Origin of the sequence: Streptomyces sp. AK02-01A (genome assembly GCF_033795305.1) — a bacterium.
In the GTDB taxonomy this organism is placed as follows: Bacteria; Actinomycetota; Actinomycetes; order Streptomycetales; family Streptomycetaceae; genus Streptomyces.
Genome location: NZ_JARBAE010000010.1, coordinates 118,396 through 133,924, shown reverse-complemented (window position 1 = coordinate 133,924; position 15,529 = coordinate 118,396). Strand labels below are relative to the sequence as shown.

Sequence of the window (15,529 nt, the reverse complement as noted above, 5' to 3'; positions counted from 1 at the left end):
GGATGGACGAGACGCTCCCGGCGGGTGAGACGGTACGGACGGATGACGGCGTACGGCTCTGGGCCGCCCGTGCGGCGGACGGCCCGGACGAGCCCGTGGTCCTCTGTCACGGCGGCCCGGGGCTGTGGGACACGCTGGAGGAGGTCGCCGCTCTGCTGGGAGACCGGCCGGTGTTCCGCTGGGACCAGCGTGGCTGCGGGCGCTCCCAGCGGTCGGGGCCGTACAGCACGGGCCGGTCCGTGGCCGACCTCGACGCCGTACGCCGGCACTTCGGGCTGGACCGGATGGCGCTGCTCGGACACTCCTGGGGCGCCCAGCTCGCTCTGAGCTACGCGCTGGCCGGTCCCGGCCGGGTCAGCGCACTGATCTATGTGTCCGGCACGGGCATCGACGACGAGTCGGCCTGGCATCCGCCCTACCGGGAGGCCCTGCGGCGGCGGCTGGGCGAGCACCGGCGCCGCTGGGAGGAGCTGCGGGACCGGCGCGGTGGCCTTTCGGAGGCGGAGGACCGGGAGCTCGCGATTCTCCAGTGGTCGGTGGACTTCACCGACCACGAGCACGCCCTGGAGCATGCCGAGGCGATGGCGACCCCATGGTTCGGCGTCAACCACGAATGCAATGCCACCATCAACGCCGAGACGAGGAGAAGCCTGGCCGTGGGCGGGATGCGGGTCCGGTGCGCGGCGCTGGACATTCCGGTACTCATCGTGGACGGCGAGGCCGACATCCGGCCCCGCCGGGCGGTGGACTCGCTGGAGAGCGCGCTGCCCGACGTGACCCGGACGACCCTCGCCGGTGCCGGACACCTGCCGTGGACCGAGGACCCGGCGGGCTTCGGCGCGGCGGCGCGCGCCTTTCTCGCCGGTAGACGCGTCTGAGGGCTGTCCGGGCCCGGCCGGCTCCGCCGCGTACGGCGGCCGGGCGCGACATGCCTCCGGGCCGGGTCGGTCAAGGATTCTCCGGCGACGACGATCACCGGCCGAACGTCATCCACACCGGCCGCCCGGTGCCATGAGGACGGCCCCCGGACGGCCGCCGGAACGGCCCCGGTATCGTCGCGTATGTCGTCGGCACAGCCGACCGCGGCCCGTCCGACACCGACCGACCCCTGCCCAGTGGAGACACCATGCCCGGCCTGCCCGCTCCTCGCCGTACCGTGCTGAAGGGCGCCGCACTCGCCGGCGCGGCCGGACTGGGTCTGGCGGCCTGTTCCACCGAGTCGAAGCTGGGCCACGCCGAGAACCCGACGCCGACCGCTCCCGTCGACCTCGGCGCGGCGGACGCGATCCCCGTCGGCGGTGCCAAGCTCTACCGGGAACAGCGGCTGGTCGTGAGCTGTCCCGCCGAAGGCGTGTACAAGGCGTTCAGCGCGCAGTGCACCCATGCGGGCTGTCTCCTGGAGAAGCTGGAGGGCACCGTCGGCGACTGTCCCTGTCACGGCAGCCGCTTCGACGTCACCACCGGGCAGGCCGTCCAGGGCCCCGCGACCGTGCCGCTGCCCGAGGTCCCGGTCAGGGCCGACGGCGGCAAGCTCGTCGCCGGTCCGAGCGCCTGAGCCCGGCCCGCACCCGCGCGGGGAACATCGCGGAGATCCCGCCAGGAAGAGGCGCCTCCGCCGAGGTCCGCCGACCGGCGCGAGCCCCGGACGAACGCCCGGCGCGTCCACACTGTCCGTGCCCGCAAGTAGGGTGGACGGCATGGCCGACCCCTCCAGCTACCGCCCCAAGCCGGGACAGATCCCCGACTCGCCGGGGGTCTACAAATTCCGCGACGAACACCGCCGGGTGATCTACGTCGGGAAGGCGAAAAGCCTGCGTCAGCGGCTCGCCAACTACTTCCAGGACCTGACGAGCCTGCATCCGCGCACCCGCTCCATGGTCACCACGGCCGCCTCCGTCGAGTGGACCGTCGTCTCCACCGAGGTCGAGGCGCTGCAGCTCGAATACTCCTGGATCAAGGAGTACGACCCTCGTTTCAACGTCAAGTACCGCGACGACAAGAGCTATCCCTCTCTCGCGGTCACGCTGAACGAGGAGTTTCCGCGGGTCCAGGTCATGCGCGGCGCCAAGAAGAAGGGCGTGCGCTATTTCGGACCGTACGGACACGCCTGGGCCATCCGCGAGACGGTCGATCTGATGCTCCGTGTCTTTCCCGTACGGACCTGCTCCGCCGGGGTGTTCAAGAACGCGGCGCGGACCGGCCGGCCGTGTCTGCTCGGCTATATCGGCAAGTGCTCCGCGCCGTGCGTCGGCCGGGTCACGGCCGAGGAGCACCGTGAACTGGCCGAGGAATTCTGCGACTTCATGGCGGGACGCACCGGTACATACATCCGCCGCCTTGAGCAGCGGATGACCGAGGCCGCCGAGGACATGGAGTACGAGAAGGCGGCCCGGCTGCGTGACGACATAGGCGCGCTGCGCCGCGCGATGGAGAAGAACGCGGTCGTGCTCGCCGACGCCACCGACGCGGATCTCATCGCCGTGGCCGAGGACGAACTGGAAGCCGCCGTACAGATCTTCCATGTCCGCGGCGGCCGGGTCCGCGGCCAGCGCGGCTGGGTGACGGACAAGGTCGAGGCCGTCGACACGGCGGGCCTCGTGGAGCACGCGCTCCAGCAGCTCTACGGCGAGGAGAGCGGCGACGCCGTTCCCAAGGAGGTCCTTGTCCCGGCCCTGCCCGAGGACACGGACGCCGTCACCCAGTGGCTGACCGGGCGCCGCGGGTCGCTGGTGTCGCTGCGGATTCCGCAGCGCGGCGACAAGAAGGACCTGATGGCGACGGTCGGGCGCAATGCCCAGCAGGCTCTCGTCCTGCACAAGACCAAGCGCGCCAGCGATCTCACCACCCGCTCCCGGGCCCTGGAGGAGATCACCGAAGCCCTCGGCCTGGACAGCGCGCCGCTGCGGATCGAGTGCTTCGACATCTCGCATCTCCAGGGCGACGACGTCGTGGCCTCCATGGTGGTCTTCGAGGACGGGCTCGCCCGCAAGAGTGAGTACCGCCGCTTCCAGATCAAGGGTTTCGAGGGCCAGGACGACGTCCGGTCGATGCATGAAGTGATCACTCGTCGCTTCAAGCGCTATCTCCAGGAGAAGGAGAAGACCGGCGAGTGGCCGGAGCAGCCGGAGCCGGAGCCCGTCGTCGGGCCTCCGAGCGAGTCTCCGGAGGGGCCCTTGGCCGGACCGCTCACGGTGGCGCTCGCGATACCTCCCGTCGGGCCGCTGACCGTGCCGGCGCTCGGCACCACGGCGGTCGCCGGGCCTGCCGTGTCGACGGCCCGGACGGGCTCTGCCGCCGAGGACGACGGCAGTCCCAAGCGCTTCGCCTACCCGCCGCAGCTCGTGGTCGTGGACGGCGGACAGCCGCAGGTCGCGGCCGCCAAGCGGGCTCTCGACGAGCTGGGCATCGACGATGTCGCCGTCTGCGGTCTCGCCAAGCGGCTGGAAGAGGTCTGGCTGCCCGAGGACGACGATCCGGTGGTACTGCCCCGCTCCAGCGAGGGCCTGTACCTCCTCCAGCGTGTACGGGACGAGGCGCACCGCTTCGCCATCACCTATCAGCGGGTCAAACGGGCCAAACGCATCAGGACCAGCCCGCTCGATGACGTCCCTGGCCTCGGCGAGTCCCGCAAGCAGGCGCTCATCAAGCATTTCGGCTCGGTGAAGAGGCTGCGGCAGGCGACAATCGAGCAGATCTGCGAGGTGCCGGGGCTGGGCCGCAAGACGGCCGAGTCCGTGGTCGTGGCCCTGGCCAAGGCGGCCCCGGCGGCACCCGCCGTGAACACGGCAACAGGAGAGATCATGGAAGACAACGGGGGCAGCACGCATGACTGAGCACGACCGGGACGGAGCAGGGCACGTGAGTACGGGCACCTCCAAGGAGGCTGTTGAGGCCGTCGACGCGGCCATTCCCGAGCTGGTGATCATTTCCGGTATGTCGGGCGCGGGCCGCAGCACCGCGGCCAAGTGTCTGGAGGACCTCGGCTGGTTCGTGGTGGACAACCTGCCGCCCGCGCTGATCCCCACCATGGTGGAGCTGGGCGCGCGCTCGCAGGGCAATGTGGCGCGGATCGCCGTGGTCGTCGACGTCCGGGGCCGGCGGTTCTTCGACAACCTCCGCGAGTCGCTCGCCGATCTCGACGCCAAGCAGGTGACTCGCCGGATCGTCTTCCTGGAGTCCTCCGACGAGGCGCTGGTCCGCCGCTTCGAGTCCGTCCGCCGTCCGCACCCGCTGCAGGGAGACGGCCGGATCGTCGACGGCATCGAGGCCGAGCGCGATCTGCTGCGCGAGCTGCGCGGCGACGCCGATCTGGTGATCGACACCTCCAGCCTCAACGTCCATGAGCTGCGCGCCAAGATGGACGCCCAGTTCGCCGGCGACGAGAAGCCGGAGCTACGGGCGACCGTCATGTCCTTCGGCTACAAGTACGGGCTGCCGGTCGACGCGGACCTGGTGGTGGACTGCCGCTTCCTGCCCAATCCGCACTGGGTGCCCGAGCTGCGTCCCTTCACCGGGCTCAACGAGGAGGTGTCCGCGTATGTCTTCAACCAGCCGGGCGCCAAGGAGTTCCTCGACCGCTACACCGAGCTGCTCCAGCTCATCGCCACCGGATACCGCCGCGAGGGCAAGCGCTATGTGACCGTCGCGGTGGGCTGTACGGGTGGCAAGCACCGCTCCGTCGCCATGTCCGAGAAGCTCGCCGCGCGCCTCGCCTCCGAAGGCATCGAGACCGTGGTCGTCCACCGGGACATGGGGCGCGAGTGACCGGACGCACCTTCCGTATGCGTCGGCTGCGCCGGGGCGCGCCGGCGCTGTCGGCGCGCGGGCGCGGTGCCCAGCCCAAGGTGGTCGCGCTCGGCGGCGGCATGGGTCTGTCCGCGTCCCTCGCCGCGCTCCGCAGGATCACCGGCGATCTGACGGCCGTTGTCACCGTCGCCGACGACGGCGGCTCCAGCGGCCGGCTCCGCGAGGAGCTGGGTGTCCTGCCGCCGGGCGACCTGCGCAAAGCCCTGGCCGCGCTCTGCGGCGACGACGACTGGGGCCAGACCTGGGCCCGGGTGATCCAGCACCGCTTCCAGTCCCAGGGCGAGCTCCACGAGCACGCGGTCGGCAATCTGCTGATCGTCGCCCTGTGGGAGCAGCTCGGCGACCATGTCCAGGCCCTGGACCTGGTCGGCAAGCTCCTCGGCGCGCACGGCCGGGTGCTGCCCATGTCCGCCGTACCACTGGAGCTGCAGGCGCTCGTACGCGGGCACGATCCGGCGCGGCCCGACGAGGTGGACACGGTCCGCGGCCAGGCCACGGTCGCGCTGACCCGGGGCGAGGTGCAGTCCGTCCATGTGGTGCCGCACGACCCGCCGGCCGTCCCGGAGGCCGTCGCCGCGGTCATGGACGCCGACTGGGTGGTGCTCGGTCCGGGCTCCTGGTTCTCCTCGGTGATCCCGCATCTGCTGGTGCCCGAGCTGCTCGACGCGCTCGTCGAGACCAAGGCCCGCCGGGTTCTCTCACTGAACCTCGCGCCGCAACCCGGTGAAACCGATGGCTTCTCACCGCAGCGTCATTTGGAGGTTTTGGGGCGACACGCCCCTAAACTCGCCCTGGACGTGGTGCTGGCCGACGAGGCCGCCGTGCCCGACTGCGAGTCACTCGCCGATGCCGCGAAACGGTTCGGCGCCGCGGTCGAGCTGGCGCCGGTGGCCGCGCCAGACAGCTCCCCGGTCCATGATCCGGAGCTGCTGGCAGCCGCGTACGACCGTATTTTTCGGATGCATGGAAGGATCGGCCCATGGCGATGACGCCAGCGGTGAAAGACGAGATCGCCCGCCTCCCCGTCACCCGGACGTGCTGCAGGAAGGCGGAGGTCTCGGCGATCCTTCGGTTCGCGGGCGGGCTGCACCTGGTGAGCGGCCGCATTGTGATCGAGGCGGAGCTGGACACCAGCATCGCCGCGCGCCGGCTCCGCAAGGACATCCTGGAGATCTTCGGGCACAACTCCGAGCTGGTGGTGATGGCTCCCGGCGGACTGCGCCGCGGCAGCCGGTACGTCGTACGGGTGATTACCGGCGGCGATCAGCTCGCGCGGCAGACCGGGCTGGTCGACGGCCGCGGCCGTCCGATCCGCGGACTGCCACCGCAGGTCGTCTCCGGCGCCACCTGTGACGCCGAGGCGGCCTGGCGCGGCGCCTTCCTGGCGCACGGTTCGCTCACCGAGCCCGGTCGCTCCTCCTCGCTGGAGGTGACCTGCCCCGGTCCCGAGGCCGCTCTCGCGCTGGTCGGCGCGGCCCGTCGGCTGCAGATCGCCGCCAAGGCCCGCGAGGTGCGCGGCGTGGACCGGGTCGTCGTACGGGACGGTGACGCGATCGGCGCGCTGCTGACCCGGCTCGGCGCGCATGAATCGGTGCTGGCCTGGGAAGAGCGCCGGATGCGCCGCGAGGTCCGGGCCACGGCCAACCGCCTGGCCAACTTCGACGACGCGAATCTGCGCCGCTCCGCCCGCGCGGCGGTCGCCGCCGGCGCCCGGGTCCAGCGCGCGCTGGAGATCCTCGGCGAAGAGGTGCCCGAGCACCTCGCCGCCGCGGGCCGGCTGCGTATGGAGCACAAGCAGGCGTCTCTGGAGGAACTGGGCGCACTCGCCGACCCGCCGCTCACCAAGGACGCGGTAGCGGGCCGGATCCGCCGGCTGCTGGCCATGGCCGACAAGCGCGCGCAGGATCTCGGCATTCCGGGCACGGAGTCCAATCTCAGCGAGGAACTCGCCGACGGACTTGTCGGCTGAGACCGCCTTCGTCCCAACTGCCTGCTGCCGGCGCCGAATAGGTGCTGGCAGCAGGCATTTTGCCGCCGCTTGGCGCGCCCTTGACATGATCATGGAGCGTGGCCAGCCTGGCGTCTGTCCACGGATGTGGCAGACAACGGCAAGGGGGGCACATGAGACGCAGAGCGAGATCGATCCTCGCGGCGGGCACACTGCTGCTGGGCGGCCTGGCGGCGGTGCCGACAGCTCAGGCACAGTCCGGAGCGGCCGGCGAACCGGGTGCGGACGCGGTGAGGGTCTTCGACGCCCAGGTCACCAAGGAGCAGATACCGCTGCTTCTCGCGGCGGGCCAGGACGCGCGGGAATTCGCCGAACTGGCTCCGGAGAAGGGGACGGCGGACGTCGAGCTGTTTCTCACCGGCGCCCAGGCGCGCGCTCTGGAGAAGCAAGGTGTCGAGGTCACCGAGCGGAAGGCCGCGGCGAAGGCCGAGGCCCGGCTGCGGGCCGAGAGCGACGGGGTCTACCGCCCGTACAGCGGCAAGGGCAATCTCCAGGAGGAGATCGTCAAGACCGGGCAGGCCAACCCGCGCATCGCCAAGGTCGTCTCCATCGGCAAGACCGTCCAGGGCCAGGACATCCTCGCGCTGAAGCTCAGCAAGGGCGCGCGGACGACCAAGGACGGAGCCAAGCCGTCCGTGCTGTACATGTCCAACCAGCACGCCAGGGAGTGGATCACTCCCGAGATGACCCGCCGGCTGATGCACCACTTCGTGGACAACTACGGCAAGGACCGGCGGATCACGAAGATCGTCGACTCCACCGAACTGTGGTTCGTCCTCTCCGCCAACCCGGACGGCTACGACTACACGCACAGCGACGACAGTGCCAGGCTGTGGCGCAAGAACCTCCGTGACGTCGACGGCGACGGGACACTGACCTCGGCCGACGGCGTCGACCTCAACCGGAACTTCGGCTACAAGTGGGGTTACGACGACGAGGGCTCGTCGCCGCGGTCGACCGGTGAGACCTACCGGGGCGCCGGCCCGAACTCCGAGCCGGAGACCCAGGCGATCGACCGCTTCGAAAAGCGCATCGGCTTCGACTACGGCGTCAACTACCACTCCGCCGCCGAACTGCTGCTCTACGGCGTGGGCTGGCAGGTCGCCACTCCGACACCGGACGACGTGCTCTACGAGGCGCTCGCCGGCACTCCCGAGAACTCCGCGATCCCCGGCTACTACCCGCAGGTCTCCTCCGAGCTGTACACCACCAACGGTGAGGCCGACGGCCACGCGGCGAACGTCAACGGAACGATGATGTTCACCCCGGAGATGACCACCTGTCAGACCGCCTCCGCCATCGACCCGGCGGACGCCTGGGAGGCGCGCGACTGCCAGTCCGGCTTCAACTTCCCGGATGACGAGAAGCTGATCCAGGGCGAGTTCGCCAAGAACCTTCCCTTCGCGCTCTCCGTCGCCGAGACCGCCGGCCACCCGGACCAGCCCACCTCCTCGGTCGGTCTGACGGCGCCCGACTTCACGCTCGACCCGTTCACCACCTCGTACGCGCGCGGCGCCGACCAGCAGGTCGCCGTCACCGTCCGCAAGTCGGTCCGGGACAAGGAGCTCAACTACCGGATCAACGGCGGCCGTACGCGCGACGAGGACCTCAAGGCGTGGAAGGGCGGCGAGACCTACGGCGGTGAGGACAACCTCCACTTCGACGAGTACCGCGCCGAGGTCGAGGACGCGGATCCCGGCGACAAGGTCGAGGTCTGGTTCACCGGACGGACCAGGAGCGGAAAGTCCACCGCGAGTGATCACTTCACCTACACCGTCGCCGAACGTCCCCGCGCCGACACGCTCGTGATCGCCGAGGAGGGCGCACCGGCTCAGCAGACCAGGGCCTACACCGACGCGCTGCGGGCCAATGGCCGCACCGCCGTCGTCTGGGACGTCGCCGCCCAGGGCGCGCCGCATCCGCTGGGCGTCCTCGGTCACTTCTCCACCGCTGTCCACTACACCGGCGCCGTGGCACCGGGCGGCGACACCCAGCTCGCCGTACGCGACTTCCTCAACGAGGGCGGCAAGCTGATCGAGGCCGGCGAGCTGGCCGGTGGCAACGCCCAGGTCGGGCGGGCCGCGACCAATGACTTCAGCCAGTACTACCTCGGCGCGTACGGACGTACGTCCACCAGCGGGGCCACCGGCTTCACCGGCGCCGGCGCGCTCTCGGGAGCCGGCGGACCGCTCGGCGCGGCGCCCGGCAATCCGCTGAACGCGGCGGGCGCCTACACCGTGACCTCGGACACCCTGGACGCCGAGACCTATCCGCAGTTCAAGAGCGCCCAGGGAGGTTCGTACACCGGGATCGTCAACCCGTACGCGCCGTACGAGGGCCAGTGGATGGCGGCGGCCAGCCACGAGGACGACGACTGGCGGCGCCTCAGCCGCACCGTCGACCTCACGGGCGTCACCGCGGCCGAGAAGCCCGAACTCCGCTTCGCGCTCAACTGGAACACCGAGCCGGGCTACGACCACGCCGTCCTGGAGGCCCACACCTCCGGCGCCGAGGACTGGACCACACTTCCCGAGGCCGGCGGCGCGAGCAGCTCCGCCGTCCCGGACGAGTGCGAGGCCGGATTCTTCCTCGCCGGCCATCCGTTCCTCGGCCACTATCTGACGCTCGGGCCCGACGGCTGCGCCGCGACCGGCACCAGCGGTGCCTGGAACAGCCTCACCGGCAGCTCGAACGGCTGGAAGCAGGTCGCCTTCGACCTCAGTGCCTACGCAGGCAAGAAGGTGGAGCTGTCGCTCAGCTACATCACCGACCCCGGCAGCGGCGGCCGTGGCGTGTTCGCGGACAACGCGCGGCTGGCCGTGGGCGGCGTGGAGAAGGAGTCCGAGGGCTTCGAGACCTCGCTGGGCGTGTGGACCACTCCGGGAGCACCGGAAGGCAGCCCGGCCGTGACAGGAGACTGGGCGCGCTCTCAGGAAGCCTTCAAGGCCTACGCGTCGGTCACGACGCGCGACACCGTGCTGCTCGGCTTCGGTCTGGAGCATGTGCAGGACGCGGAGCGGCGCGCGGCGGTGCTGGGCAAGGCCCTGCGGGCGCTGCGTCACTGATCCGCACATCCGTATGTCTGTACGTACGCCGATGACCTCGGCGAGCGGTGGCCCGTACCCCTACCGATGGGTACGGGCCGCCGTCGGCTCGCAGGGCCGCTCGATGTCACCTCGCGCCCTGCGGAGAGGTAGGGTCATAAGCGGTCGGGGACATCCCATACAACTCGCCGGCGTCGAAACCCGGCGTACCAACGAGGAGATCGGTTCGTGACGATCCGCGTAGGCATCAACGGCTTTGGCCGCATCGGTCGTAACTACTTCCGCGCGCTGCTGGAGCAGGGTGCAGACATCGAGATCGTGGCTGTCAACGACCTGGGTGACACTGCGACCACGGCCCACTTGCTGAAGTACGACACCATCCTGGGCCGCCTCAAAGCCGAGGTGAGCCACACCGCCGACACGATCACGGTCGACGGCCACGTCATCAAGGTGCTCTCCGAGCGCAACCCCTCCGACATTCCGTGGGGCGAGCTGGGCGTCGACATCGTCATCGAGTCGACCGGCATCTTCACCAAGAAGGCCGACGCCGAGAAGCACATCGCGGGCGGCGCGAAGAAGGTCCTCATCTCGGCTCCGGCCAAGGACGAGGACATCACCATCGTGATGGGCGTCAACCAGGAGAAGTACGACGCGGCCAACCACCACGTCATCTCCAACGCCTCCTGCACCACCAACTGTGTGGCGCCGATGGCCAAGGTCCTCCTGGAGAACTTCGGCATCGTCAAGGGCATGATGACCACGGTCCACGCCTACACGAACGACCAGCGCATCCTTGACTTCCCGCACAAGGATCTCCGCCGCGCGCGTGCCGCCGCCGAGAACATCATTCCGACCACCACCGGTGCCGCCAAGGCCACCGCGCTGGTGATCCCGGAGCTGGCGGGCAAGCTCGACGGCATCGCGATGCGTGTCCCGGTCCCGACGGGTTCCGTCACCGACCTGGTTGTCGAGCTGGAGCGCGAGGTGACCAAGGACGAGGTCAACAACGCGTTCCAGAAGGCGGCCGAGGGCCAGCTCAAGGGCATCCTGGACTACACCGAGGACCAGATCGTCTCCTCGGACATCGTCAACTGGCCGGCCTCCTGCACCTTCGACTCCTCCCTGACCATGGTCCAGGGCAAGAGCGTCAAGGTCATCGGCTGGTACGACAACGAGTGGGGCTACTCCAACCGTCTGGTCGATCTGACCGTCTTCGTCGGCGGCCAGCTCTGATCCAGGGCAGGTAAGGCACCTCGATGTGAGTGACAGGGCTCGGTCGGCGCGAAGCGCGCCGTTCGAGCCCTGTTGGCCTGTCCAGACCTTCCAAGGAGTCCAGCAGTAGATATGAAGACGATCGACGAACTTCTCGCCGAAGGGGTCGCCGGCAAGCGCGTATTCGTCCGCGCCGACCTCAATGTGCCGCTCGAACACGGCACCGGCAGTGCAAAGATCACCGACGACGGCCGTATCCGCGCCGTTCAGCCGACCATCGCCACCCTCGCCGAGGCCGGCGCCCGCGTGATCGTCGCGTCCCACCTGGGCCGTCCCAAGGGCGCTCCGGATCCCGCCTTCTCGCTCGCACCGGCGGCCGCGCGCCTCGGCGAACTCCTCGGCGCCGACGTGGCGTTCGCGACCGACACGGTCGGCGAGTCGGCCACGTCCGTTGTCGCGGGCCTCGCCGACGGCCAGGTCGCCGTCATCGAGAACCTCCGCTTCAACGCCGGTGAGACCTCGAAGGACGACGCCGAGCGCGGTGCCTTCGCCGACCAGCTCGCCGGACTCGCCGACCTGTATGTGGGCGACGGTTTCGGCGCGGTGCACCGCAAGCACGCCTCGGTCTTCGACCTCCCGGCTCGCCTGCCGCACGCGGCCGGCTATCTGATCGCCACCGAGGTCGGCGTCCTCAAGAAGCTCACCGACGATGTCAAGCGGCCGTACGCGGTCGTCCTCGGCGGCGCCAAGGTCTCCGACAAGCTCGGGGTCATCGACCACCTGCTGGACAAGGCCGACCGCATCCTGATCGGCGGCGGCATGCTCTTCACCTTCCTCAAGGCGCAGGGGCACGAGATCGGCTCCTCGCTTCTCCAGGAGGACCAGATCACGGTCGTCCAGGAGTATCTGGAGCGGGCCAAGGAGCGCGGTGTGGAGTTCGTGCTCCCTGTCGACGTCCTGGTCGCGCCGGAGTTCCCGGACCTGAAGACCAAGGCCCCGGCGCACCCCACCACGGTCGCCGCGGACGCCATGCCGGCCGGACAGCAGGGCCTGGACATCGGTCCCGAGACCTGCGCGCTCTACGCCTCGAAGCTCGCCGACGCCGCCACCGTCTTCTGGAACGGTCCCATGGGCGTCTTCGAGCACCCCGACTACGCCGAGGGCACCCGTGCCGTCGCCCAGGCGCTCGTCGACTCCCCGGCCTTCTCGGTCGTCGGCGGTGGCGACTCCGCCGCGGCCGTCCGGATCCTGGGCTTCGACGAGAAGGCTTTCGGCCATATCTCGACCGGTGGCGGCGCGAGCCTCGAATACCTCGAAGGCAAGACGCTTCCCGGCCTCGCCGCACTGGAGGACTGACCCTTTTATGACTGCTTCATCCGAAAAGGTCGAACGCAAGCCGCTGATGGCGGGCAACTGGAAGATGAACCTCAACCACCTTGAGGCCATCGCGCACGTCCAGAAGCTCGCCTTCGCGCTGGCCGACAAGGACTACGACGCCGTCGAGGTCGCCGTCCTGCCGCCCTTCACCGATCTGCGGTCCGTGCAGACGCTGGTCGACGGCGACAAGCTCAAGATCAAGTACGGTGCCCAGGACGTCTCGCGGCACGACTCCGGTGCCTACACCGGCGAGATCTCCGGCTCCATGCTGGCCAAGCTCAAGTGCGCCTATGTCGCCGTCGGACACTCCGAGCGGCGCCAGTACCACGCCGAGACGGACGAGATCTGCAACGCCAAGGTCAAGGTCGCGTACCGGCACGGCCTGACGCCGATCCTCTGTGTCGGCGAGGGCCTGGACGTACGCAAGGCCGGTGAGCAGGTCGCGTACACCCTGGGCCAGCTCGACGGCGGGCTCAAGGACATCCCGGCCGACCAGGCCGAGTCCATCGTGATCGCGTACGAGCCGGTGTGGGCCATCGGTACCGGCGAGGTCGCCACCCCGGAGGACGCCCAGGAGGTCTGCGGAGCGATCCGCGGGCGGCTGGCGGAGCTGTACTCGCAGGAGCTGGCCGACAAGGTCCGGATCCAGTACGGCGGCTCGGTGAAGTCCGGGAATGTAGCCGCGATCATGGCCCAGCCCGATGTGGACGGCGCCCTGGTGGGCGGCGCCGCGCTGGACGCCGAGGAGTTTGTCAAGATCGTCAGGTTCCGCGACCAGTAAGTATGCGGTAGCACGGATCCGTCGTACCCTTGCGGGGGCCGAGTCGGCATGATGTCAGATGTCGGCCGGCCCCCGTTGTCCGTCAGTCCTGTCAGTCCCGTCCGTCCGAGGAAGTTGGTTCAGCCGTGGTTCTGGGGTTCTCGATCGCCCTCATCATCTTCAGCCTGCTGCTGATGCTTCTGGTGCTGATGCACAAGGGCAAGGGCGGCGGCCTCTCCGACATGTTCGGTGGCGGAATGCAGTCGTCCGTCGGTGGTTCCTCTGTCGCCGAGCGTAACCTCGACCGCATCACCGTGGTTGTCGGTCTGCTGTGGTTCGCGAGCATTGTCGTACTTGGTCTGGTCCTCAAGCTGGACAGCTGACCTCAGGTACGGTACGGCGGCGCGGGCGCGGCCTATCATGAGGTTCAACGCCCCGCGGCGAGGGGTAACTCCCTTCACTGGAAGCGCGTTGGGCCTTACGTAGACTGGGGCGCCCGGCAGCGGAGCTGCCTATCGATGCTTTGCGGCACCATCACGCAGGGAGTTACGACCGTGGCAAGTGGCAACGCGATCCGGGGAAGCCGGGTCGGAGCGGGGCCGATGGGTGAGGCCGAGCGTGGCGAGTCCGCGCCCCGCCTGCGCATCTCCTTCTGGTGCTCCAACGGGCACGAGACGGTGCCGAGCTTCGCCAGTGACGCACAGGTTCCGGAGACGTGGGACTGCCCGCGCTGCGGATTCCCGGCCGGTCAGGACCGGGACAATCCGCCGGACCCGCCGCGCACCGAGCCGTACAAGACGCATCTCGCCTATGTGCGAGAGCGGCGCAGCGACGCCGACGGCGAAGCGATCCTCGCCGAGGCGCTCGCCAAACTCCGCGGCGAACTCTGAGGGCTGTCCCTTGGGCCCTGCCCGAGACGTGTTCCAGCGGTCCCGTCAGCGCCGCGCCGCGGTACCGCGTGTTTTCTGATCCGGCCGGACATCCACAGGTGTCCGGCCGGAACGCTTTTGTTCCCGCGCCCTCCCGGTGCGATCCGCGCCGGTGTCCGGCCGCGTTGTCAGTGGCAGCCCCTACGGTCATGAAGCAATGGACCGAAAGGGGGAGTTGTGACGGCTGTCGACTCGGTACCGGTAGGAGCGCCGACCTGGCGCGGAGGGTTCGGCCGGCTCTGGTCGGCCGCGGTGGTCTCCCGATTCGGTGACGCGCTGCGCACGGCGGCCGTGCCACTGCTCGCCGCCTCGCTCACGGACGATCCACTGCTGATCGCGTCGGTGACGGGCTGCGGCTATCTGCCGTGGCTGCTGTTCGGGCTGCTCGGCGGCGCGGTCGCCGACCGGGTCGACCAGCGGCGGGCGATGTGGGCCGTCGATCTGGCGCGGGCCGCGCTGATGGCGGCCTTCGCGGTGGCCGTGGGTCTGGGCCACGCCTCGATCGCGCTGCTGCTCGCGCTCGCCTTCGCGCTCACCACGCTCCAGACCCTGTTCGACAACGCCGCGACGGCCCTGCTGCCGTCACTGGTGCCACGCCAGGCGCTGGGCAGCGCCAACGCCCGGCTGATGACCGGGCAGCAGATCGCCGGCGGCTTTCTGGCGGCTCCGCTGGTGCCCGCGCTGCTGCTCGCGGGCGCGGCGGTGCCGTACGCGGCCGATGCCGTGACCTATGGGCTGGCCGCGCTGCTGATCGCCTCGTTGCGGGCCGAGCCTCCGGCGCGGGCGCCACGGAAGGCGGGCACCACGCTGAGAGGCGAGATCGCCGACGGTGTGCGTGCCCTGTGGCGGGACCGCACGCTGCGCGGGCTGTGCACGGCGACCACACTCTGCAACATCGGGATGGGCGCACTGATCGCGACCCTGGTGCTGCATGTCACAGGCTGGCTCGGTGCGGGAAACAGCGGCTACTCGCTGACCATCGCGGCCTACGGAGTGGGAAGCGTGGTGGGCGGCCTGCTGGCCAAGCGGCTGTCCGAGTGGACGGGCCGGGTGCGTGGCATGTTCCTGGCCGGAGTCGTCCAGACCGGCTGTCTCGTGGTGCTGGGTACGGTCCGTGAGACCGCGGCGGCGATCGTCTGCCTCGGCGTTTTCGGCGTCTTCGGCATGGTGTGGAACGTGAATCAGGCCACCTTGACGCAGGAGCGCGGTCCCGCGGAGATGCTGGGCCGGATCAGCTCGGCCTTCCGTACGCTCGCGGTGGGCGGCGCGCCGCTCGGTGCGCTGCTGGGCGGCGCGGCGGCGGCCGGATGGGGCCTGAACACACCCGCGCTGCTGGCCGCCGTGCTGTTCGTGCTTGCCGTCGCGTCGTTGTCGTTTCTGATCAATTAGGTTG

The 15,529-nt window shown here is 69.8% G+C and carries 13 protein-coding genes; all 13 read left to right on the top strand.

Going from position 1 to position 15,529, the window contains the following annotated elements; genetic code table 11:
• Positions 1-2: 2 nt before the first annotated feature.
• The 13 genes from PV679_RS13180 (at position 3) to PV679_RS13120 (ending at position 15,525) form a co-directional block, all read left to right on the top strand.
• On the top strand, positions 3-878 hold the full coding sequence (locus tag PV679_RS13180) for an alpha/beta hydrolase (RefSeq protein WP_319680349.1): 876 nt from the start codon (positions 3-5) through the stop codon (positions 876-878).
• A gap of 248 nt (positions 879-1,126) precedes the next feature.
• Positions 1,127-1,555 carry a Rieske (2Fe-2S) protein gene (locus PV679_RS13175; RefSeq protein ID WP_319680348.1) on the top strand — a complete coding sequence of 143 codons (429 nt, stop codon included), beginning with the start codon at positions 1,127-1,129 and terminating at the stop codon, positions 1,553-1,555.
• A gap of 142 nt (positions 1,556-1,697) precedes the next feature.
• Positions 1,698-3,833, top strand: a complete 2,136-nt coding sequence (gene uvrC / locus PV679_RS13170) for an excinuclease ABC subunit UvrC (protein WP_319680347.1) — start codon at positions 1,698-1,700, stop codon at positions 3,831-3,833.
• On the top strand, positions 3,826-4,764 hold the full coding sequence (rapZ, locus tag PV679_RS13165) for an RNase adapter RapZ (protein WP_319680346.1): 939 nt from the start codon (positions 3,826-3,828) through the stop codon (positions 4,762-4,764). The genes uvrC and rapZ overlap by 8 nt, the downstream gene beginning before the upstream one ends.
• A complete protein-coding gene (locus tag PV679_RS13160) occupies positions 4,761-5,795 on the top strand; it encodes a uridine diphosphate-N-acetylglucosamine-binding protein YvcK (RefSeq protein WP_319680345.1) in 1,035 nt (344 codons plus the stop codon). The genes rapZ and PV679_RS13160 overlap by 4 nt, the downstream gene beginning before the upstream one ends.
• Positions 5,786-6,775 (top strand): DNA-binding protein WhiA, encoded by a 990-nt coding sequence (gene whiA, locus PV679_RS13155; protein ID WP_046495602.1) that lies wholly within the window; start codon positions 5,786-5,788, stop codon positions 6,773-6,775. Before PV679_RS13160 ends, whiA begins: the two co-directional genes overlap by 10 nt.
• 152 nt (positions 6,776-6,927) lie before the next feature.
• Positions 6,928-9,879: a M14 family metallopeptidase gene (locus tag PV679_RS13150; RefSeq protein WP_319680344.1), complete on the top strand. Its 2,952-nt coding sequence runs from the start codon at positions 6,928-6,930 to the stop codon at positions 9,877-9,879.
• A 207-nt stretch (positions 9,880-10,086) separates the two neighbouring features.
• Entirely contained in the window at positions 10,087-11,091 is a 1,005-nt protein-coding gene (gap, locus tag PV679_RS13145; RefSeq protein WP_319680343.1) for a type I glyceraldehyde-3-phosphate dehydrogenase, read from the top strand.
• A 111-nt stretch (positions 11,092-11,202) separates the two neighbouring features.
• The gene (locus PV679_RS13140) at positions 11,203-12,426 is read left to right on the top strand and encodes a phosphoglycerate kinase (protein ID WP_319680342.1); all 1,224 of its coding nucleotides are present in this window, start codon (positions 11,203-11,205) and stop codon (positions 12,424-12,426) included.
• 7 nt (positions 12,427-12,433) lie between these two features.
• Entirely contained in the window at positions 12,434-13,228 is a 795-nt protein-coding gene (gene tpiA, locus PV679_RS13135; RefSeq protein WP_319680341.1) for a triose-phosphate isomerase, read from the top strand.
• 125 nt (positions 13,229-13,353) lie between these two features.
• Complete coding sequence (gene secG / locus PV679_RS13130; protein WP_319680340.1) at positions 13,354-13,590, top strand: preprotein translocase subunit SecG; 237 nt, start codon at positions 13,354-13,356, stop codon at positions 13,588-13,590.
• Between the two features lie 171 nt (positions 13,591-13,761).
• Positions 13,762-14,097 carry an RNA polymerase-binding protein RbpA gene (locus PV679_RS13125; protein WP_078854845.1) on the top strand — a complete coding sequence of 112 codons (336 nt, stop codon included), beginning with the start codon at positions 13,762-13,764 and terminating at the stop codon, positions 14,095-14,097.
• Between the two features lie 216 nt (positions 14,098-14,313).
• Positions 14,314-15,525, top strand: coding sequence for an MFS transporter (locus PV679_RS13120; RefSeq protein WP_319680339.1), 1,212 nt, complete (start codon positions 14,314-14,316; stop codon positions 15,523-15,525).
• Positions 15,526-15,529 lie beyond the last annotated feature (4 nt).